Source organism: Burkholderia sp. LFS061, assembly GCF_047978125.1.
GTDB lineage: Bacteria > Pseudomonadota > Gammaproteobacteria > Burkholderiales > Burkholderiaceae > Burkholderia > Burkholderia pyrrocinia_C.
Map to the genome: position 1 here is coordinate 122,313 of NZ_JBFPFS010000008.1, position 20,887 is coordinate 143,199.

Consider the following 20,887-nt stretch of genomic DNA (forward strand, 5'->3'; position numbering starts at 1 on the left):
CACTCCGCTCCCGGAAAGGAGGGGCGTAAGCGCTGCATGCCGCGGCTCGCGGGTCGTTCGGGCGTCATATTAGCCTAAATTGCTATCTGCTGCGGGCAGCGATAGTAGCCGCTACGCGAGTAGGGGTACGACGCGACGTTCGACCGTTGTGCCCCGCAGGTGGAGGCCGGCTCGCGAATTACAAGGGGCGGCATATATATAGCGATTCGGGGCGCTGGACACGCGCCGGCTGGCAGGGTTGTTCGCATTGGTGCGAACAAACGGTCGCATTCATCCGCAGGCGGTGATAGAATATGCCGTGACGGGCCTCCTCGCATGGTGGGGCGGTGAACCTGGTCAGGTCGGGAACGAAGCAGCCACAATCGTTTTCCGCCAGTGCCGAGGGTCGGGCTCGTCACCTTCCTTCTCGCCCCGTTCGCAGGGCGTTTTTTATTTCCGCGTCACACTCCGTTTTACCTGCACTTTGCCCGTCTTTCGCACCGTTTCGCGTGTCGGCGCAACGCAGCGTTACTGATACAATTTCCCGATGACCTATCAAGTTCTCGCACGCAAGTGGCGTCCGAAGGATTTCGCTTCGCTCGTCGGCCAGGAGCACGTCGTCAGGGCGCTCACGCACGCGCTCGACGGCGGGCGTCTCCATCACGCCTATCTGTTTACCGGAACCCGCGGTGTCGGCAAGACGACGCTGTCGCGGATCTTCGCGAAGGCACTCAACTGTGAAACCGGCGTCACGTCGCAGCCGTGCGGCGTGTGCCGTGCCTGTCGCGAGATCGACGAGGGGCGTTTCGTCGATTACGTGGAGATGGATGCCGCGAGCAACCGCGGCGTCGACGAAATGGCCGCGCTGCTCGAGCGCGCGGTGTACGCGCCCGTCGATGCGCGCTTCAAGGTCTACATGATCGACGAAGTGCACATGCTGACGAACCACGCGTTCAACGCGATGCTGAAGACGCTCGAAGAGCCGCCGCCGCACGTCAAGTTCATCCTCGCGACGACCGATCCGCAGAAAATTCCCGTCACCGTGCTGTCGCGCTGCCTGCAGTTCAACCTGAAGCAGATGCCGGCCGGGCACATCGTGTCGCATCTCGAACGGATCCTCGGCGAAGAGCAGATCACGTTCGAGCCGCAGGCGCTGCGCCTGCTCGCGCGTGCCGCGCAGGGCAGCATGCGCGACGCGCTGTCGCTCACCGACCAAGCGATCGCCTATTCGGCGAACGAGGTGACCGAGTCGGCCGTGTCGGGCATGCTCGGCGCGCTCGACCAGACTTACATGGTGCGCCTGCTCGACGCGCTCGCGGCCGGCGGCGGCCCGGAAATCCTCGCGATTGCCGACGAGATGTCGCTGCGCAGCCTGTCGTTCTCGACCGCGCTGCAGGATCTCGCGAGCCTGCTGCACCGGATCGCATGGGCGCAGTTCGCGCCGGGCTCGGTGCTCGACGAATGGCCGGAAGCGGCCGACCTGCGCCGCTTCGCGGAGACGCTGAGCCCCGAGCAGGTGCAGTTGTTCTACCAGATCGCGACGGTCGGCCGCGCGGAGCTCGGCCTCGCGCCGGACGAGTACGCCGGTTTCACGATGACGCTGCTGCGGATGCTCGCGTTCGAGCCGGCCGTTGCCGCCGGCAGTGCGCCGGGCGGCCAGCCGTCCGTGCCGCGTGCAGTGCCGGGCCCGCGCGCTGCCGCGGCTTCGGCCGCTGCGGCGAAGCCGGTATTGGCTGCCGCCGCCGACGCAGTGCGTCCGCAGGCTGCCGCACCGGCTGCCCCCGTTGCGCCGGTCGTGCGTTCAGCGCCGGCGCAGTCCGGCGCCGAAGCGAGCCGGCCGGCCGTGAAGCCGGCTGCAGCTCAGGCATCCGCGCCGGCTCCGGTTGATGCACAAGTTGTCGAGGCGCCGCAGCCGGAAGCGAATGCGGCGCCGCAAGCGGCGCCGGCCGGCGATATGCCGCCACCGGCCCGCAAGGAACCCGAGCCACCTGCCGCTGCTGACGTTGCGCAACGAAACGACGAACCGGCTGCGCCGGCCGAACCGGTGCCGCGTGCTGCGCCGCCCGAGCCCGCCGCGCGTCCGGCATCGCGCGCCGGCGGTGCCGCCGCCGCGCTCGACGTGCTGCGCAACGCGGGGATGCGTGTGTCGTCCGACCGTGCGCGTGCAGGCACCGCACCGAAACCGGTCCAGCCGGCCGCCGAGAAGCCGGCCGCGCCGCGTCCTGCCGTGCAGGTGCCGACGCCGCGCGCTGCCGCCCGTGCGCCGCAGGCGGCCGATTCGCGTCAGGCTTCGCCGCCGTGGGAGGACATCCCGCCGGACGACTACGTGCCGCTCAGCGCCGACGAGATGTTCGGCGGGCCCGACGACGGCTTCGTCCCCGTGTTCGACAGCGGTCCCGACGATGTGCGCGTGGCGCCGCAGCTGGCGGAAGCGCGTCCGGCCGCACCGGTCGACACGCGTCCGTTGCCGCCCGCGATCGCGCTCGATCCGGTCGGTTTCGACGGCGAATGGCCGGCGCTGGCCGCGCGGCTGCCGCTCAAGGGCGTCGCATACCAGCTCGCGTTCAACAGCGAACTGACTGCTGTCGATGCGACCACGTTGAAACTTTCCGTGCCGGTGCCGCAGTACGCGGACGCCGCGCAGGTCGCGAAGCTGAAGGCCGCGCTGGCCGATGCGCTCGGCAAGCCGGTCGAAGTGGCGGTCGAGGTCGGGCCTGCACGACGCACGGCGGCGGCGCTCGACGCGGCCGCGCGCGCGGCTCGCCAGCGCGAGGCCGAGCAGGAGATTCATGGCGACCCGTTCGTCCAGCAGCTCGTGCGCGACTTCGGTGCGCGCATCGTCGAGGGCTCGGTGCGTCCGCTCGCCGATTCGGCGCCGGACGGCCCGCCGCCGACGCTGCATTGAACTGACCGCACCGCGACAGGCACAATCACGCCCGCACACATCGGCCGGCACGCTCGGCGTGCCGGTTTTCACACGATCAAGAAAGAAGGAGTATTCCCATGTTGAAAGGCAACCTCGCCGGACTGATGAAGCAAGCGCAGCAAATGCAGGAAAACATGAAGAAGATGCAGGAGCAGCTTGCGCTGATCGAAGTCGAAGGGCAGTCGGGGGCGGGCCTCGTCAAGGTGACGATGACGTGCCGCAACGAAGTGCGTCGCGTGTCGATCGACCCGAGCCTGCTCGCGGACGACAAGGACATGCTCGAGGATCTCGTCGCGGCTGCGTTCAACGACGCCGTGCGCAAGGCCGAAGCGACGTCGCAGGAAAAGATGAGCGGCATGACGTCGGGCCTGCCGCTGCCCCCGGGCTTCAAGCTGCCGTTCTGAACGCGGCGTCCTTGCCACTGTTTGCCGCCGTATGAAACAGCCGTCCGCCCTGTCCGCTCTCGTCGAGGCACTACGCGTGCTGCCCGGCGTCGGGCCGAAATCCGCGCAGCGCATGGCGGTCCACCTGATGCAGCACGACCGCGAGGGCGCGGAGCGGCTCGGCCGGTCGCTGCTGTTCGCGACCGAGCACCTGCAGCACTGCGAGAAGTGCAACACGTTCACCGAAGCGCAGATTTGCGAGGTCTGCAGCGACGAAGAGCGTGATCCGACGCTGCTGTGCGTCGTCGAGACGCCTGCCGACCAGATCATGCTCGAGCAGACGATGACTTACCGCGGGCTGTATTTCGTGCTGATGGGGCGACTGAGCCCGCTCGACGGGATCGGTCCGAAGGAAATCCATTTCGACCGCCTCGTGCGGCGCGCGTCCGACGGAATCGTGAAGGAAGTCGTGCTCGCGACCAACTTCACGAACGAGGGCGAAGCTACCGCGCACTACCTTGGCCAGACGCTGAAAGCGCGCGGCCTCGCGGTCACGCGCCTCGCGCGCGGCGTGCCGGTGGGTGGCGAGCTCGAATACGTCGACGCGGGCACCATCGCCCGCGCGATGCTCGACCGCCGCACGATGTAAGCCGGGCGCCGCCTGCCGGCGGCGCCGTTCCTCATGCCAGGGAGACACATGAGCACCAGCCAGGGCCCGCTCGCGGGCGTCAAAGTGCTCGAATTCGGAACGCTGATCGCGGGGCCGTTCGCGTCGCGGCTGTTCGCCGAATTCGGCGCGGAAGTGATCAAGATCGAGGATCCGAACGGCGGCGACCCGCTGCGCAAGTGGCGCAAGCTTCATCCGGAGCAGGGCGGCACGTCGCTGTGGTGGTCCGTCCAGGCGCGCAACAAGAAATCGGTCACGCTCAACCTGAAATCCGATGCCGGCAAGGCGATCGCGCGGCAGCTCGCGAGCGAGGCCGACATCGTGATCGAGAACTTCCGTCCGGGCCTGCTCGAAAAGCTCGGGCTCGGTTACGACGTGCTGTCGGCCGACAACCCGGGCCTCGTGATGGTGCGCCTGTCCGGCTACGGGCAGACGGGCCCGTACCGCGACCGGCCCGGCTTCGGCGCGATCGCCGAATCGATGGGCGGGCTGCGCCACATCACCGGCTATCCCGACCTGCCGCCGCCGCGCATCGGCATCTCGATCGGCGATTCGATCGCCGCGCTGCACGGCGTGATCGGCGCGCTGATGGCGCTCCATCACCGCAAGGTCAACGGCGGCGCGGGGCAGGTGGTCGACGTTGCACTGTACGAAGCCGTATTCAACATGATGGAAAGCGTGGTGCCCGAATATGGCGTGTACGGGATGGTGCGCGAGCGCACCGGCGCGTCGCTGCCGGGCATCGTTCCGTCTAATACCTATGCGTGCCGCGACGGCAGCATCGTGATCGGCGGCAACAGCGATCCGATCTTCAAGCGGCTGATGAAGGCGATCGAGCGCGACGACCTCGCCGACGATCCCGCGCTTGCGCGCAACGACGGGCGCGTGCCGCGCACGCAGGAAATCGACGACGCGATTGCCGAGTGGCTCGCGCCGCGCACGATCGACGATGCGCTCGTCGTGCTCAACGCGGCCGACGTGCCCGCCGGGCGCATCTACAGCGCCGCCGACATGTTCACCGATCCGCAGTTCGTCGCGCGGCAGATGATCCAGCGCTTCAAGCTCGCCGACGGCACCGACATTCCGCTCCCGAACATCACGCCGAAGCTGTCGGACACGCCGGGCGAAACGCGCTGGCTCGGGCCCGAGCTCGGCGAGCATACGGACGAGGTGCTGCGCGGCCTCGGCTACGACGCGCAGGCGATTGCCGCGCTGCGCGACGCGGGCGCGATCTGAGCGCGGAACGCCGCCGCTCGATGCGGCGGCGCACCGTGCGCAATCGCCCGTCCGCGGCCGCCGGACTGTCGCTCTCGCGCCATCTTTCCTCGGTTACAATCGCCGGATGCGAATCCTACTCAGCAACGACGACGGCTATCTCGCCCCCGGTCTCGCCGCGCTCAGCGAAGCGCTGCAGCCGCTGGCCGAACTCACGGTGATCGCGCCCGAGCAGAACTGCAGCGGCGCATCGAATTCCCTCACGTTGTGGCGGCCGCTGTCGGTGCAGCGCGCGACGGGTACGGGTTTCTTCTACGTGAACGGCACGCCGACCGATTCGGTGCACGTCGCGTTGACGGGGATGGCCGACGCGAAGCCGGACCTCGTCGTGTCGGGGATCAACAACGGCCAGAACATGGGCGAAGACACGCTCTATTCGGGGACAGTTGCAGCGGCCACCGAAGGCATCATGTTCGGCGTTCCCGCCATCGCATTCTCGCTGGCCGACAAGGGCTGGACCCATCTGGCGGACGCCGCGCGTGTCGCCGCGGAAATCGTCGAGCACTTCCTCGCGAATCCGCTGCCGGGCCAGCCGCTGCTGAACGTCAATATTCCGAACCTGCCTTACGACGAACTGAAGGGCTGGAAGGTCACGCGCCTCGGCAAGCGTCATCCGTCGCAGCCGGTGATTCGCCAGACCGACCCGCGCGGCGAGCCTGTCTACTGGATCGGGGCGGCGGGCGCGGCGCTGGACGCGAGCGAGGGCACCGATTTCCACGCCGTCGCAAACGGTTTCGTGTCGATCACGCCGCTGCAGCTCGACCTCACGCATACGCAGATGCTGCCCGCGACGCGCGAATGGGCGCGCGCCGGAGGGCGGGCTTCATGAGCGGCGAGCGCGCGAAGCGGTTCCCGCTCGCGCTCGAAGATCTCAAGCGAGCGCCACGCAAATCGGAAGGTCGGGCCGGCGAACGCCATGCGGCGGTCGCGGTGCCGAAGGCCACCGACAAGCCCGCAGCCGTGCTGAAACCGACTGCGGTAAAGCCGGCTGCCGGGCGGGCGCCGCTGTCCGGTTCCGCCGCCGCGAAGCCTGCGACCGCGCCGAAGCCGACCGCGTTGAAGCCTGCGCTGCCGAAGCCGGCCGCGCCGAGCGTCGCGCCGGCCGGCGCGTTCGCGCTCACGTCGGAACGTGTGCGCGAGCGGATGGTCGAACGGCTGCGCGCGAACGGCGTGACCGACGCGCGTGTGCTGGAAGCGATGGCCGCGGTGCCGCGCCACATGTTCGTGGATCCTGGGCTTGCGACGCAGGCCTATGAGGATTCGGCGTTGCCGATCGGCCATCAGCAAACAATTTCAAAGCCGTCGGTCGTCGCGCGCATGATCGAGCTCGCGATGGCCGGCCGCACGCTCGAGCGCGTCCTCGAGATCGGCACGGGCTGCGGCTATCAGGCCGCCGTGCTGAGCCACGTGGCACGCGACGTGTATTCGATTGAACGCATCAAGCCGCTCTACGAGCGCGCGAAGCTGAACCTGCGGCCGCTGCGCGTGCCGAACATCCGCCTGCACTACGGCGACGGGCGTGTCGGCCTGCCGTCCGCGGCCCCGTTCGACGCGATCGTGATCGCGGCGGCAGGGCTCGACGTGCCGCAGGCGCTGCTCGAGCAGCTTGCGATCGGCGGGCGGCTCGTCGCGCCGGTCGGCGCGCAGAGCGGGCAGCACCAGGTGCTCACGCTCGTCGAGCGCGTCGCGCACGCGCAATGGCGAGAGTCCCGGCTTGATCGCGTTTTCTTTGTCCCTTTAAAATCCGGAGTGATTTGAAACCGATGAGTATGTTGCGCGCGATGCAAAACAACCGATCCAGGGAACCGCTCACGTTCGCCCAGCGCGCGATCTGTGTGGCTGCGTTCTCCACGCTACTGGCCGCCTGTGCGACGCGGCTCGACAACGCGCCCGTCGTCGACCGCTCCGGGTCGCTCGGCACGACGGCCACCGCGCAACCCGCGGTGCCGCTCGGGCCACCGCCGCCGGGTTACTACCGGGTGAAGCCGGGCGACACGCTGTACCGGATCGCGCTCGAGAACGGGCAGAACTATCGCGACATCGCGTCGTGGAACAACCTGACGAACCCGAACCAGATCGAAGTCGACCAGTTGCTGCGCGTTGCGCCGCCGGGTGGCGCTGCGGTTGCGGGCGTACCGGCTGCGGGCGTACCGGCAGCCGCTCCGATCGCGGGCGCCGCCGTCGCGACTGCGCCGCTCAGCAGCGGTCCCGCGACGCCGGCCGCCGGCACGTCGTCCACGCTCGCAACGCCGCCGGCTGCGGCCACCGGGTCGAGCGACACGGCGGCGGCCCCGAGCGGCCCCGTGACGTTCGCGTGGCCCGCGCGCGGCCCCGTGCTGAACGGGTTCGACGACGCGAAGAACAAGGGTGTCAACATCGGCGGCACGGCCGGCGAGACCGTGAAGGCGGCGGCCGACGGCCGCGTCGTCTACTCGGGCAACGGCCTGCGTGGCTACGGCAACCTCATTATCATCAAACACGATGCAACTTACCTCACGGCGTATGCACACAATCGCGCTTTGATGGTAAAAGAGGGGGACGCGGTAACGAAGGGGCAGAAGATCGCCGAGATGGGTAACAGCGATGCCGACCGCGTGATGCTGCATTTCGAGGTTCGCCGGCAGGGTAAGCCTGTCGATCCGTTGAAGTATTTGCCGCCTCAATAACCGAGACGACCATGCCGAAATCGAAGCGCCACGAGCCGCAAGCCGAGTCTGAGAAGATCAGTCGTGCCACGCAAGCATCGGCGGGGCGAGCTGGCGCTTCGACGGACGATGACGACGACGTCGCGGAAAACGAACGAGATATCGAGGCACGCGACGCCGAGGCGGACGGTGGCGACGACGAGCGCGAAGGCCGCGCGGAAGCCGCGCCCGACGTCGACGATTTCCGCACGCTGCTGCAGGCCGAGCTCACGGCCGACACGATCCAGCATTACCTGAACCGCATCAGCGTGAAGCCGCTGCTGACCGTCGAGGAAGAGCAGCGCTATTCCCGGCTCGCCAAGGCCGGCGAATTCGAGGCGCGGCAGGTGATGATCGAGCGCAACCTGCGTCTCGTCGTCAGCATCGCCAAGGGGTATCTGAACCGCGGCGTGCCGCTGCTCGACCTGATCGAGGAGGGCAACCTCGGCCTGATGCACGCGATCGAGAAATTCGACCCGACGCGCGGTTTCCGTTTCTCGACCTACGCGACCTGGTGGATCCGGCAGAGCATCGAGCGGGCGATCATGAACCAGGCCCGCACGGTGCGCCTGCCCGTGCACGTGATCCGCGAACTGAACCAGGTGCTGCGCGCGAAGCGCCACCTCGAAAAGAATTCGATGTCGACGGGCGAGGCGGCCGAGCGCCGTGAAGCCAGCATCGACGACATCGCCTATCTCACCGGCAAGACCGCCGAGGAAGTCACCGACATCCTTGCGCTCAACGAGCACACGGCGTCGCTCGACGCGCCGCTCGACCTCGATCCCGCGAGCAGCCTGCTCGACCTGCTGCCCGACGACCAGAGCCAGTCGCCCGACGCCGAGGTGCAGCACCGCGAGCTCGAGACGCTGACGCGCGCGTGGCTGTCGCGGCTGTCCGACAAGCATCGGCACGTGATCGAGCGCCGCTTCGGCCTGAACCACATCGAACCGGCGACGCTCGAAGAGCTCGCCGACGAGATGGGGCTCACGCGCGAGCGCGTGCGGCAGATCCAGCAGGAAGCGCTGGTGCGCCTCAAGCGGTTTTTCGCCTCCAACGGCGTGCGCAAGGACGCCGTTCTGTAACCGATGACTCCGATTCTTGTTTTTGACATCGAGACGATTCCCGATGTCGACGGCATTCGCCGTCTGGAAGACCTGCCGGCGACGCTCGACGATGCCGCCGTGGCCGAACATGCATTCGCCGCACGGCGCGAGAAGACCGGCGGCGATTTCCTGCCGCATCACCTGCAGCGTATCGCGGCGATCTCGTGCGTGTTCCGCGACAACAACGGTTTTCGCGTCCGCTCGCTCGGCACGCCGCAGGACAACGAAGCGACGCTGATCCAGTCGTTTTACCGCGTGATCGAGAAATACACGCCGCAGCTCGTGTCGTGGAACGGCGGCGGCTTCGATCTTCCGGTGCTCCATTACCGCGCGCTGGTGCACGGTATCCCCGCGACCCGCTATTGGGATCTCGGCGAGGACGACCGCGAGTTCAAGTGGAACAACTACATCTCGCGCTATCACTCGCGGCATACCGACCTGATGGATGTGCTCGCGATGTATCAGGCGCGCGCGAACGCGCCGCTCGACGCGCTCGCGAAGATGTGCGGCTTTCCGGGCAAGCTCGGGATGGACGGCAGCCAGGTGTGGCCGGCGTTCCAGGACGGGCGGATCGAGGAGATCCGCAATTATTGCGAGACCGACGTCGTCAATACGTACCTGCTGTATTGCCGGTTTCAGCTGATGCGCGGCGGCCTGACGCAGAGCGAGTATGCGGACGAGATCCTGCTCGTGAAGAACGCGCTCGCGCAGGAACCGGCGTCGCACTGGGCCGAATACCTGGCCGGCTTCGCCGCGTAGCGCGGCGGGCGCGATCAAGCGAGTTCGAGCAGCGCCGGCTGGTGATCCGACGCGCGCACGTCGCCGTCGATTTCGCAGCGCATGACGCGCGGCAGCAGCGTTTCCGTCACGAACACGAAGTCGCACGCGAGCGGCCCCTCCGACCATTGCACCGTATCGTAGACGCCGGCCGTCGGCGGCGGCGTGCTGCCGGGATGCCGCGCGACCCATGCGTCGACGAAGCGCGGGGCGTCGGCGATCGGCTCCAGGAAGCGCCGGTACGCATCGCTGCCGAACGCGCTGTTGAAATCGCCGCAGACGATCGCATCGCGCGGCTGGCCGGTCGCGCTGAACGGTCCCTCGGCAGTTTCGGCGGGCGCGGGCCGTTCCGCGTGCGCGCAGGCCTCGCGATGCCGGGCGCGCAGCGCGTCGACCTGCGCAAGCCGCTGGCGCGCCGAATAGTATTCGAGGTGCGTGGTGACCACGCGCAGCGGGCCGAAAGGCGCGTGCAACTCGACGTCGAGCGCGATGCGCGGCATCGACGGCGCGCCGGCGTCGGCCGGCCACGGCAGTAACTGGCGCAGCACGCGCCCGACCGGCAGCCGGGTCGCAATCGCATTACCGAACTGGCGGCGCGGTGCGCCCGGTTCGAGGGCCGGCAGGTCCGCGCCGATGGCTTCGACGATCGTATAGCCGGGCAGCAGTGCCGCGAGTTCGACGAACTGGTCGGGGCCGGGCCGGCCGGGCAATGCGCCGAAGCCGCGCGTGACTTCCTGCAGGCACAGCACGTCGAAATCGCCGAGCCGGCGGATCGTCGCGACGGTGCGCGAAAGATCGACAACGCCGTTGGCGTCCCGACCCCATTGTATGTTCCAGTCGATCAGTTGCATGGTCGAATCTCCTGTCGGGCGGATCTCTGGTTCCCGGCCTCTTCCTGACTGGTTCGCATCCCGCCGGCTGCGGGCCTTCCTGAGCTATTCGCGCGGCCGTCTATGTTTAAGTGTCGGCGCTTGCCCGATGCAAAGCGGCCGATGCGGGCCTTCGTCGTCTACAATCTCGCCTTCTTCAACGTTTGTCAGGAAAAGCTGGTGTCCGAAGCCGTCCCCACTTCTGCGCGCAAATCGAAAAATGCGCCCGTCGCGCCCGGGAACGCCCCGGTTCTCGAGATCGAATCGCTCGACATGGAAGCGCGCGGTGTCGGCCGCACGATGACCGAGGACGGCGAGCCGGGCAAGGTCATCTTCGTCGAGGGTGCGCTGCCCGGCGAGCGCGTGACCTATTCGAGCTACCGCCGCAAGCCGAGCTACGAGCAGGCGACGGTAGTCGACATTCTGCGCCCGAGCGTGATGCGCACGCAGCCGAAATGCAAGTTCTTCGGCACCTGCGGCGGCTGCTCGATGCAGCATCTCGACATGCGCGCGCAGGTGGCGGTCAAGCAGCGCGTGCTCGAAGACAACCTGTGGCACCTGGCGAAGCTGCGGGCGGAAACGATGTTCGCGCCGATCCACGGCCCGTCGTGGGGTTATCGCTACCGGGCGCGCCTGACCGTGCGCAACGTGGCGAAGAAGGGCGGCGTGCTGGTAGGGTTCCACGAGAAGAAGAGCAGCTACGTTGCCGACATGACGAGCTGCGAGGTGCTGCCGCCGCACGTGTCGGCGATGCTCGTGCCGCTGCGCCGGCTCGTCGAGGGGCTGTCGATCCGCGATCGGATGCCGCAGATCGAGCTCGCGGTCGGCTCGGAGGTCACGGCGCTCGTGCTGCGCGTGCTGGAGCCGATCAACGCGGACGACGAAGCGTTGCTGCGCGCGTTCGCGGACGAGCACAAGGTGCAGTTCTGGCTGCAGCCGAAGGGCCCCGACACGGTGACGCCGTTCTATCCGCTCGACGTGTCGCTCGACTACACGCTGCCGGAATTCGGCATCCGCATGCCGTTCAAGCCGACCGACTTCACGCAGGTCAACCATCAGATCAACCGCGTGCTGGTGGGCCGTGCGCTGCGTCTGCTCGCACCGTCGCGCGACGACCGCGTGCTCGACCTGTTCTGCGGGATCGGCAACTTCACGCTGCCGCTCGCGCGGCTGTCGCGCGAAGTGATGGGCATCGAGGGCAGCGACACGCTGACGACGCGCGCGCTTGCGAATGCGCGCGAGAACGGTGTCGATGGCCACACGACGTTTGCGTGCCGGAACCTGTTCGAAGTGACGGGTGACGACCTCCGCGCGCTCGGCGCATTCGACAAGTTCCTGATCGATCCGCCGCGCGAAGGCGCGCTCGCGGTGTCGAAGGCGCTGGCCGAGATTGCGCAAAGCGGCGAAGGCCCGCTGCCGAAGCGGATCGTCTACGTGTCGTGCAACCCGTCGACGCTTGCGCGCGATGCGGGCCTGCTCGTGCACGAGGCCGGCTACCGGCTGAAGGGCGCCGGTGTCGTGAACATGTTCCCGAATACGTCGCACGTCGAATCGATCGCGCTGTTCGAGCGCGACTGAGCCGGGCGGTGAACGTAAAAAAACCGGCCCTCGGGCCGGTTTTTCATGTTGCGTGTCGAACGTCAGTTGCGGTTGCCGCCGAAGATACCGAGCAGCGCGAGCAGGTTCGTGAACACGTTGTACAGGTCGAGGTAGATCGCGAGCGTCGCCGAGATGTAGTTCGTCTCGCCTCCGTTCACGACGCGCTGGACGTCGAACAGCATGTACGCCGAGAAGATCGCGATCGCGAGCACCGACACGGTGAGCATCAGTGCCGGCAGCTGCAGGAAGATGTTCGCGACCGATGCGAGCAGGATCACGATCACGCCCATGAACAGCCACTTGCCGAGCCCCGAGAAATCGCGCTTGCTGACGGTGGCGATCGTCGCCATCGCGGCGAAGATGATGCCGGTGCCGCCGAACGCGAGCATGATCAGCGACGGGCCGTTCGAGAAACCGAGAATGAAGCTCAGCAGCCGCGACAGCATCAGGCCCATGAAGAACGTGAAGCCGAGCAGCACGAACACGCCGGCCGCGCTGTTCTTCGTCCGCTCGATCGCGAACATGAAGCCGAACGCGATCGCGAAGAACGCGAGCAGGCTCATCATCGGGCTCGTGGCCGCGAACAGCGAGAAGCCCGTCGCGACGCCGACCCAGGCGCCCAGCACGGTCGGCACCATCGATAGCGCGAGCAGCCAGTACGTGTTCCGCAGCACGCGGTTGCGAACCTCGGCGGTGCTGACGGAACCGCCGCGACCGAAATTGTACGGATAGTCGTTCATGGTTTCTCCTAACATGGAACGCGTGGGCGTCCGGGGCCGGTTCGGCGCGCGCGGTGTGCGGCGCAGCAAACCGGAGCAGCTATGGCTAAGATACGTTCCGCACCGCGAGGTTTCAATGGCTGCGCGGCGCAAAACATATGGATTCGGAACCTTTCACGTGTGTAAGGGTTCAATCGCAATGATACACGGGATCGTGCTACAATAGCGGATTCATTTGAACCTGTAACTTCTTAATTTCTTGGAGTTTTTATGGCAATCGAGCGCACCCTGTCGATCATCAAGCCGGATGCGGTGGCAAAGAACGTGATCGGCCAGATCTACAGCCGTTTCGAAGGCGCCGGCCTGAAGATCGTCGCATCGCGCATGGCACATCTGTCGCGTGCTGACGCAGAGAAGTTCTACGCGGTTCACGCAGCGCGTCCGTTCTTCAAGGATCTCGTCGATTTCATGATCTCGGGCCCGGTGATGATCCAGGTTCTGGAAGGTGAAGGCGCGATCCTGAAGAACCGCGACCTGATGGGCGCAACGGATCCGAAGAAGGCGGAAAAGGGCACGATCCGCGCCGACTTCGCCGACAGCATCGACGCGAACGCCGTGCACGGCTCGGACGCAGCTGAAACGGCTGCTGTCGAAATCGCGTTCTTCTTCCCGGAAATGAACGTTTACTCGCGTTAAGCTCTGGCTGACAGCAGGTAGGCAGGATTCAGCGCACGCGGCAAGGCAGCACATCATGACGAGCGAAACTTCCGTCAATCTTCTCGACTTCGATGCCGAGGGTCTTGTCGCGTACTGCGGCAGCCTCGGCGAGAAGCCGTTCCGCGCCAAGCAGTTGCAGCGCTGGATCCACCAATACAACGCCGGCGATTTCGACGGCATGACCGATCTCGCGAAGTCCCTGAGGGAGAAACTCAAGGGCCGCGCGTCGATCGTGATGCCGGATATCGCCAGCGATCACGTTTCCACCGACGGCACGCGCAAGTGGCTGATCGACGTCGGAAACGGCAATGCGGTCGAAACCGTGTTCATCCCGGAAGAGACGCGCGGCACGCTGTGCGTGTCGTCGCAGGCCGGGTGCGCGGTCAACTGCCGCTTCTGTTCGACGGGCAAGCAGGGCTTTTCCCGCAACCTGTCGACAGCCGAAATCATTGGCCAGCTGCGGATGGCCGAATTTGCATTGCGAGCGTCGCTGGGCCGCGCGCCCGGCCCGAACGGCAAGGCCGAACGGGTCGTCACCAACGTGGTGATGATGGGCATGGGCGAGCCGCTCCTGAATTACAGCGCGGTCGTGCCCGCAATGCGGCTGATGCTCGACGACAACGCGTATGGCCTGTCGCGCCGCCGCGTCACGCTGTCGACGTCCGGCGTGGTGCCGATGATGGACCGCCTCGGCGCCGAGCTGCCGGTCGCGCTGGCCGTTTCGCTGCACGCGCCGAACGATGCGCTGCGCGACGAGCTGGTGCCGCTCAACAAGAAGTATCCGCTTCGCGAACTGATGGCCGCGTGCCAGCGCTATCTGAAAGTCGCGCCGCGCGATTTCATTACGTTCGAATACTGCATGCTCGACGGCGTCAACGACACCGAAGCGCATGCGCGCGAACTGCTGGCCGTCACGCGTGACGTGCCGTGCAAGTTCAATCTGATCCCGTTCAATCCGTTTCCGGAATCGGGCCTCATTCGCTCGAAGCCGGAGCAGATCAAGCGCTTTGCGCAGGTCCTCATCGACGCGGGTGTCGTCACGACCGTGCGCAAGACGCGCGGCGACGATATCGATGCCGCGTGCGGCCAGTTGGCCGGCGCGGTGAAGGACCGCACGCGCCTCGCGGAACGAACGGGCACGGCAGCAAAAATCATCGAAGTTCGGGCGGTTTGACGGGGGCGCCTAGCCGGGGATGCCCGAACCTTTGGGCAGTACAACACGCGAATAGCGATCGGTCGCGGCGCCACGGCGCCGCGCATGGTATGAACAGTTGCGGGTGCCGGCCGGCGGGGAGTCGGCGGCGGCCGCCAGTGAAGAAGAATCGACGCGAGGACAAGGATGAGTGAGCCGCAGCCGACTAACGGCGCAGAGACGAATGCCGCAAGACCGGCACCGGCGGGACTGGAATCGCTGGCGGCGGTCGGCAGCCGGCTGGCGCAGCTTCGGGAGACGAAGGGCTGGACGGTCGACGACGTATCGGCGCGGCTCAAGGTCGCACCGCAGAAGCTTCGGGCGCTCGAGGCCGGCGACATCAGTCATTTGCCTGGCGTGACGTTCGCGCTCGGCGTCGTGCGCAGCTACGCGAAGATGCTCGGCGTCGACCCGGAACCGTTCGCGCAGGCGCTGCGCCGCGAGCGTGGGGTGCCGGAAGTCGATCTGTCGATGCCCGCATCGTCGGGAACGGATCTGCCGCGCGGCCGCGTGTCGATTCCGCTGGGCGGCTCGTCGCACCACCACCCGTGGCTGTGGGGAACGGCGATTGTCGTCGTCGCGGTGGTTGCCGTACTGATGTGGCACACTGGCGGCGATTCGTCTAGCCTGCTCGCGCGCTTCAAGGGCGGCGACGCGGAACATGCGTCGGCTGCGAGCGCGCCGGCGGCATCGTCGTCTTCCGTCGAAGAGGCGGCTGCGAGCGGCACGTCGGCCGTAGCCGCCAATGAGGTTCCGGCCCCGGCCGCTGCATCTGCCGCCCCGGCACAGGCGATTGCGTCTGCTGTCCCGGCGCCCGTGGCCCCGGTCGCGGCGGCTGCATCGCAGCCCGTCGCGGCAACGACGGCCGCGAGTGCCGCTACGCCGGCCGAGCCGGCGAGCGTCGTGGTTGCGGCTGGCCAGTCGATGGTCGAACTGAAGGTCAAGCAGGATTGCTGGTTCAGCGTGCGCGACAAGAACGGCAAGGAGCTGTTCTCGGCACTGGTGCGGGCCGGCGAGACGAAGCAGGTCGCCGGCGACGGGCCGTTCAAGGTCACGATCGGCAACAAGGCAGGCCTCGACGCGGTCGCGTTCGACGGAAAACCTGTCGATCCGGCAAAATATTCGGCAGCGCGGGGTAATGTGGCGCGGTTCACGTTGCCCTGACGTCAAGCGCCGTGGCGAAGGCCTGTCGTCGATATCGGCAGGCCGTGAGGACACGGCGCTTTTTCAATTCATGCGCCGCGTCGCGGCGCATTCCGCGTAAATGGATCTATCGATGCAATCCGAAGCTCAATCCCCACGCAGCAGTCAGATTTGTTCAACCGAGCCGGTGTTCGGCGGGCATCAGCCGCGCCGCGTGTCGCATGCGGTGGATGTCCGCTGGGGCGGGCAACTCGTGACGATCGGCGGCGCCGCGCCGGTGCGCGTGCAGTCGATGACGAATACCGACACGGCCGACGCGATCGGCACCGCGATCCAGATCAAGGAACTCGCGAACGCGGGCTCCGAGCTGGTGCGCATCACGGTCAACACGCCGGAGGCCGCGGCCGCCGTGCCGGCGATCCGCGAGCAGCTCGACCGGATGGGCGTGACCGTGCCGCTCGTCGGCGATTTCCACTACAACGGCCACCTGCTGCTGCGCGATTACCCGGGCTGCGCGGAGTCGCTGTCGAAGTACCGGATCAACCCCGGCAACGTCGGTCAGGGCGCGAAACGCGATACGCAGTTCGCGCAGATGATCGAGGCCGCGGCCAAGTACGACAAGCCGGTGCGGATCGGCGTGAACTGGGGCAGTCTCGACCAGGACCTGCTCGCGCGCATGATGGACGAGAACGGCGCGCGTTCGCAGCCGTGGGACGCGCAAAGCGTGATGTACGAGGCGTTGATCCAGTCGGCGATCGGCTCGGCAGAGCGCGCAGTCGAGCTGGGTCTCGGCCGCGACCGCATCGTGCTGTCGTGCAAGGTCAGCGGCGTGCAGGACCTGATTGCCGTGTACCGCGAACTCGGCCGCCGCTGCGGCTTCGCGCTGCATCTCGGGCTGACCGAGGCGGGCATGGGCTCGAAGGGCATCGTCGCATCGACGGCCGCGCTCGGCGTGCTGCTGCAGGAAGGGATCGGCGACACGATCCGCATCTCGCTGACGCCGGAACCGGGCGCGTCGCGCACGGGCGAGGTGATCGTCGGCCAGGAAATCCTCCAGACGATGGGCCTGCGCTCGTTCGCGCCGATGGTGATCGCGTGCCCGGGCTGCGGCCGTACGACGAGCACGCTGTTCCAGGAACTCGCGATGCAGATCCAGACCTACCTGCGCGAGCAGATGCCGGTCTGGCGCAAGGAGTACCCGGGCGTCGAGAAGATGAACGTCGCGGTGATGGGCTGCATCGTCAACGGCCCGGGCGAATCGAAGCACGCGAACATCGGCATCAGCCTGCCGGGTTCGGGCGAAAACCCGGCCGCGCCCGTCTTCATCGACGGCGAGAAGGTCAAGACGCTGCGCGGCGAGCGGATCGCCGAGGAATTCCAGCAGATCGTCAGCGACTACGTCGCACGCAACTATGGCCGCGCCGACGCGGCAGTGAACTAATTCGTCAACACACACGATGACTGAACAGAAACGCAAGATCGAGAAACTCACCGGCGTCAAGGGCATGAACGACATCCTTCCGCAGGATGCCGGCCTGTGGGAATTCTTCGAAGCCACCGTGAAATCGCTGCTGCGCGCATACGGCTACCAGAACATCCGCACGCCGATCGTCGAACACACGCAGCTCTTCACGCGCGGCATCGGCGAAGTCACCGACATCGTCGAGAAGGAGATGTACAGCTTCACCGACGCGCTGAACGGCGAGAACCTGACGATGCGTCCGGAAAACACCGCGGCCGTCGTGCGCGCGTCGATCGAGCACAACATGCTGTACGACGGCCCGAAGCGCCTGTGGTACATCGGCCCGATGTTCCGTCACGAGCGTCCGCAGCGCGGCCGCTACCGGCAGTTCCACCAGGTCGGCGTCGAGGCGCTCGGTTTCGCGGGTCCCGATGCGGATGCCGAGATCATCATGATGTGCCAGCGCCTGTGGGACGACCTCGGCCTGACCGGCATCAAGCTCGAGATCAACTCGCTCGGCCTCGCCGAAGAGCGCGCCGCGCACCGCGTCGAACTGATCAAGTACCTCGAGCAGTTCGCCGACGTGCTCGACGAGGACGCGAAGCGCCGCCTGTATACGAACCCGCTGCGCGTGCTCGACACGAAGAATCCCGCGCTGCAGGAGATCGCGCAGAATGCGCCGAAGCTGATCGACTTCCTCGGCGACGAATCGCGCGCGCACTTCGAGGGGCTGCAGCGCCTGCTGCTCGCGAACAACATTCCGTTCAAGATCAACCCGCGTCTCGTGCGCGGCCTCGACTACTACAACCTGACCGTGTTCGAGTGGGTGACGGACAAGCTCGGCGCGCAGGGCACGGTCGCGGCCGGCGGCCGCTACGATCCGCTGATCGAGCAGCTCGGCGGCAAGCCGACCGCCGCGTGCGGCTGGGCGATGGGTATCGAGCGCATCCTCGAACTGCTGAAGGAAGAGGATCTGGCGCCCGAGCAGGAAGGCGTCGACGTGTACGTCGTGCACCAGGGCGAGACCGCCCGCGAGCAGGCGTTCATCGCGGCCGAGCGCCTGCGTGACACGGGCCTCGACGTGATCTTCCACTGCAGCGCCGACGGCGCGCCGGCGAGCTTCAAGTCGCAGATGAAGCGGGCCGATGCAAGCGGCGCGGCATTCGCGGTGATCTTCGGCGAAGAAGAGGTCGCGAACGGCACGGTGGGCGTGAAAGCACTGCGCGGGGCGGGCGACGACGGGGAAAAGAACGTTCAGCAGACCGTACCGGTCGAAAGCTTGACCGAATTCCTAATCAATGCGATGGTTGCATCCGCCGAAGACGGCGACGACTGATCGCGCTGGCATCCGCTCGACAAGAAAGGCCTGAACAGGAAGGAATCGCTCGCCGATGAGTTATCACGACGAACAAGAATCGATTGAAAGTGTCAAGGCGTGGTGGGCCCGCTGGGGCAACCTCACCACGTGGATCGTGCTCGCGGCGCTCGTCGTCGCGGCCGGTTTCAACGGCTGGAACTACTGGCAGCGCCGTCAGGCTGCCGAGGCGTCCGGGCTGTACGAGCAGGTCCAGAAGGCCGCCGCCGCGAACGACAAGGCGACGATGGCTCGCGCGGCCGCCGACATGGAAGACAAGTTCGGCAGCACGCCGTATGCGCAGATGACGGCGCTCGCGGCCGCGAAGGTGCTGTACGCGGCCGGCGACTCCGCAGGCGCGAAGGCGCAGCTGCAATGGGCCGTCGATCACGCCAAGGACGACGAGTACAAGCAGATCGCGAAGCTGCGTCTCGCATCGCTGCTGCTCGACGAGAAGGCATACGACGCGGGCCTCGCGCTGCTGTCGGGTACGCCGCTCGATGCATTCAAGGGCCTCGTGGCCGATCGCCGCGGCGATCTGCTTGCCGCGCAAGGCAAGACCGACGATGCGCGCGCCGCTTACAAGCTGGCGCTCGACGGCCTGTCGAAGGACGACCAGTCCGCGCGCCAGCTCGTGCAATTCAAGCTGGACGCGCTCGGCGGCTGAACCCCGGTCCCCTCAACCTCTTAACTCTGCTTCGCTAACCGATGAATTTGCTGAAACGTTACGCTGTGCCCGTTGCCTGCGCGGCGGCTGTCCTGGCATTGGCGGCCTGCTCGTCGTCGAAGGATGCGCGCCGCGTGCCGACGCCGCTCACCGAGTTCAAGCCCGTGATGGACGTGCAACAGGTCTGGAAGGCGAGCGTCGGCAAGGGCGGACGCTACCTGTTTTCGCCGGTGGCCGTTGGCGACGCCGTTTATGCGGCGGGCGAAAACGGTTCGGTCGAGAAGATCGACGCGAAGACGGGCCAGACGGTATGGCGCTCGAAGGTCGATTCGGACCTGTCGGCCGGCGTCGGCAGCGACGGCAACCTGACCGCGGTCGGCGCACTGAAGGGCGGCGTGTTCGTGCTGGGCCCGGACGGCAAGCAACTGTGGAAGACCAGCGTGCAGGGCGAGATTTTCTCGCCGCCGCTCGTCGGCAACGGCCTCGTGGTCGTCCGCACGATCGACGGGCAGGTGATCGCCTTCAACGCGCAGACGGGCGAACAGAAGTGGAACTACCGCAACCGCGCGGTACCGCTGAACCTGCGCGTGTCGGCCGGCATGACGTTCGCGGGCGACGCGGCGGTGCTGGCGGGCTTCCCCGGCGGCGGTCTCGTCGCGATCAACCTGCAGACGGGCGAGCCGTTCTGGCAGACGCCCGTGTCGTTCCCGAAGGGCGTGACCGAGGTCGAGCGCATCAACGACGTCAGCGGTCCGCCGACGCTCGTGGGTGCCGAAGCCTGCGCGGTGACGTTCCAGGGTCAGCTCGGCTGCTTCGATGCGAACTCGGGCCGCCCGCTGTGGGAAAAGCCGTTCTCGAGCCGCAGCGGCCTCGCACAGGACGATTCGGTGGTCGCCGGCGGCGACGACTGGTCGGTCGTGACGGCGTACGATGCGGCGTCGGGCAATCAGCTCTGGCGCAACGACAAGCTCAAGAGCCGCGACGTCGGGGTGCCGTACCTGCTCGGGCATGCGGTCGTGATGGGCGACTACCAGGGCGTCGTGCACTTCCTGTCGCGCGAAGACGGCAGCTTCATCGCGCGGATGAAGACCGACGGCAGCGCGATTACGGCCGCACCGGTCCTCGCGGGCAATACGCTCGTCGTGCAGACGAAGGACGGCGGCCTGTACGGGTTCCGTCCGCGCTGACGCGCAGGAAACATGCGCGGCCGCGGTGCGACGGGCTTGTCCCGCGCGCCTTGGCCGCGCGACATGAAGGCGGCCGGTGTTCCCGGCCGCTCGGTATTTGAAAGGCAGTTGAGACGAAAGACGACGGCGCGCAACGCGCGCCCGGCGCGCGCATCGGGCGCGGCGCGAATTCGTGATATTTTCA

At 66.9% G+C, this 20,887-nt stretch carries 19 protein-coding genes and 1 other RNA gene; 18 read left to right on the top strand and 2 right to left on the bottom strand.

All coding sequences use genetic code 11. The features are described 5' to 3' along the window. Positions 1-300: 300 nt before the first annotated feature. From ffs to ACNQQL_RS10100, 10 genes are all read left to right on the top strand, one after another. Positions 301-399, top strand: an RNA gene (ffs, locus tag ACNQQL_RS10055) — signal recognition particle sRNA small type. 127 nt (positions 400-526) lie between these two features. Beyond that, a complete protein-coding gene (locus ACNQQL_RS10060) occupies positions 527-2,884 on the top strand; it encodes a DNA polymerase III subunit gamma/tau (RefSeq protein WP_347064023.1) in 2,358 nt (785 codons plus the stop codon). Positions 2,885-2,982: 98 nt separating this feature from the next. Further along, positions 2,983-3,309, top strand: coding sequence for a YbaB/EbfC family nucleoid-associated protein (locus ACNQQL_RS10065; protein ID WP_006482124.1), 327 nt, complete (start codon positions 2,983-2,985; stop codon positions 3,307-3,309). Between the two features lie 31 nt (positions 3,310-3,340). Beyond that, positions 3,341-3,937 carry a recombination mediator RecR gene (recR, locus tag ACNQQL_RS10070; RefSeq protein WP_034181272.1) on the top strand — a complete coding sequence of 199 codons (597 nt, stop codon included), beginning with the start codon at positions 3,341-3,343 and terminating at the stop codon, positions 3,935-3,937. 48 nt (positions 3,938-3,985) lie between these two features. Further along, positions 3,986-5,191, top strand: a complete 1,206-nt coding sequence (locus tag ACNQQL_RS10075; protein ID WP_072437225.1) for a CaiB/BaiF CoA transferase family protein — start codon at positions 3,986-3,988, stop codon at positions 5,189-5,191. Positions 5,192-5,297: 106 nt separating this feature from the next. Further along, a complete protein-coding gene (gene surE / locus ACNQQL_RS10080) occupies positions 5,298-6,059 on the top strand; it encodes a 5'/3'-nucleotidase SurE (protein ID WP_072437226.1) in 762 nt (253 codons plus the stop codon). Then, the gene (locus ACNQQL_RS10085) at positions 6,056-6,988 is read left to right on the top strand and encodes a protein-L-isoaspartate(D-aspartate) O-methyltransferase (RefSeq protein WP_347064024.1); all 933 of its coding nucleotides are present in this window, start codon (positions 6,056-6,058) and stop codon (positions 6,986-6,988) included. The genes surE and ACNQQL_RS10085 overlap by 4 nt, the downstream gene beginning before the upstream one ends. 5 nt (positions 6,989-6,993) lie before the next feature. Continuing rightward, positions 6,994-7,896, top strand: a complete 903-nt coding sequence (locus ACNQQL_RS10090; protein ID WP_072437227.1) for a peptidoglycan DD-metalloendopeptidase family protein — start codon at positions 6,994-6,996, stop codon at positions 7,894-7,896. A gap of 11 nt (positions 7,897-7,907) precedes the next feature. Then, entirely contained in the window at positions 7,908-8,996 is a 1,089-nt protein-coding gene (rpoS, locus tag ACNQQL_RS10095) for an RNA polymerase sigma factor RpoS (RefSeq protein WP_347064025.1), read from the top strand. A 3-nt stretch (positions 8,997-8,999) separates the two neighbouring features. Continuing rightward, positions 9,000-9,776: a 3'-5' exonuclease gene (locus tag ACNQQL_RS10100; RefSeq protein ID WP_034181277.1), complete on the top strand. Its 777-nt coding sequence runs from the start codon at positions 9,000-9,002 to the stop codon at positions 9,774-9,776. A gap of 14 nt (positions 9,777-9,790) precedes the next feature. Here ACNQQL_RS10100 and ACNQQL_RS10105 read toward each other — a convergent pair whose 3' ends face one another. After that, on the bottom strand, positions 9,791-10,645 hold the full coding sequence (locus ACNQQL_RS10105; protein ID WP_072437228.1) for an endonuclease/exonuclease/phosphatase family protein: 855 nt from the start codon (positions 10,643-10,645) through the stop codon (positions 9,791-9,793). A gap of 141 nt (positions 10,646-10,786) precedes the next feature. Between ACNQQL_RS10105 and rlmD the strand changes: the two genes are divergently transcribed. Then, positions 10,787-12,241 carry a 23S rRNA (uracil(1939)-C(5))-methyltransferase RlmD gene (rlmD, locus tag ACNQQL_RS10110; RefSeq protein WP_416392575.1) on the top strand — a complete coding sequence of 485 codons (1,455 nt, stop codon included), beginning with the start codon at positions 10,787-10,789 and terminating at the stop codon, positions 12,239-12,241. Between the two features lie 62 nt (positions 12,242-12,303). Here rlmD and ACNQQL_RS10115 read toward each other — a convergent pair whose 3' ends face one another. Continuing rightward, positions 12,304-13,002 (bottom strand): Bax inhibitor-1/YccA family protein, encoded by a 699-nt coding sequence (locus tag ACNQQL_RS10115; RefSeq protein WP_006761414.1) that lies wholly within the window; start codon positions 13,000-13,002, stop codon positions 12,304-12,306. Positions 13,003-13,251: 249 nt separating this feature from the next. Here ACNQQL_RS10115 and ndk point away from each other — a divergent pair, with 249 nt between their 5' ends. From ndk to bamB, 7 genes are all read left to right on the top strand, one after another. After that, positions 13,252-13,677, top strand: coding sequence for a nucleoside-diphosphate kinase (gene ndk / locus ACNQQL_RS10120; protein WP_006478674.1), 426 nt, complete (start codon positions 13,252-13,254; stop codon positions 13,675-13,677). Between the two features lie 55 nt (positions 13,678-13,732). After that, positions 13,733-14,872: a 23S rRNA (adenine(2503)-C(2))-methyltransferase RlmN gene (rlmN, locus tag ACNQQL_RS10125; RefSeq protein WP_204423497.1), complete on the top strand. Its 1,140-nt coding sequence runs from the start codon at positions 13,733-13,735 to the stop codon at positions 14,870-14,872. Positions 14,873-15,037: 165 nt separating this feature from the next. After that, a complete protein-coding gene (locus tag ACNQQL_RS10130) occupies positions 15,038-16,054 on the top strand; it encodes a helix-turn-helix domain-containing protein (protein ID WP_347064027.1) in 1,017 nt (338 codons plus the stop codon). Between the two features lie 112 nt (positions 16,055-16,166). Then, positions 16,167-17,474 carry a flavodoxin-dependent (E)-4-hydroxy-3-methylbut-2-enyl-diphosphate synthase gene (gene ispG, locus ACNQQL_RS10135; protein WP_072437264.1) on the top strand — a complete coding sequence of 436 codons (1,308 nt, stop codon included), beginning with the start codon at positions 16,167-16,169 and terminating at the stop codon, positions 17,472-17,474. A 16-nt stretch (positions 17,475-17,490) separates the two neighbouring features. Then, the gene (hisS, locus tag ACNQQL_RS10140; RefSeq protein ID WP_347064028.1) at positions 17,491-18,831 is read left to right on the top strand and encodes a histidine--tRNA ligase; all 1,341 of its coding nucleotides are present in this window, start codon (positions 17,491-17,493) and stop codon (positions 18,829-18,831) included. 55 nt (positions 18,832-18,886) lie between these two features. Beyond that, positions 18,887-19,516, top strand: coding sequence for a tetratricopeptide repeat protein (locus tag ACNQQL_RS10145; protein ID WP_034181284.1), 630 nt, complete (start codon positions 18,887-18,889; stop codon positions 19,514-19,516). Between the two features lie 41 nt (positions 19,517-19,557). Further along, on the top strand, positions 19,558-20,703 hold the full coding sequence (gene bamB / locus ACNQQL_RS10150; RefSeq protein WP_204423495.1) for an outer membrane protein assembly factor BamB: 1,146 nt from the start codon (positions 19,558-19,560) through the stop codon (positions 20,701-20,703). Positions 20,704-20,887: the final 184 nt, after the last annotated feature.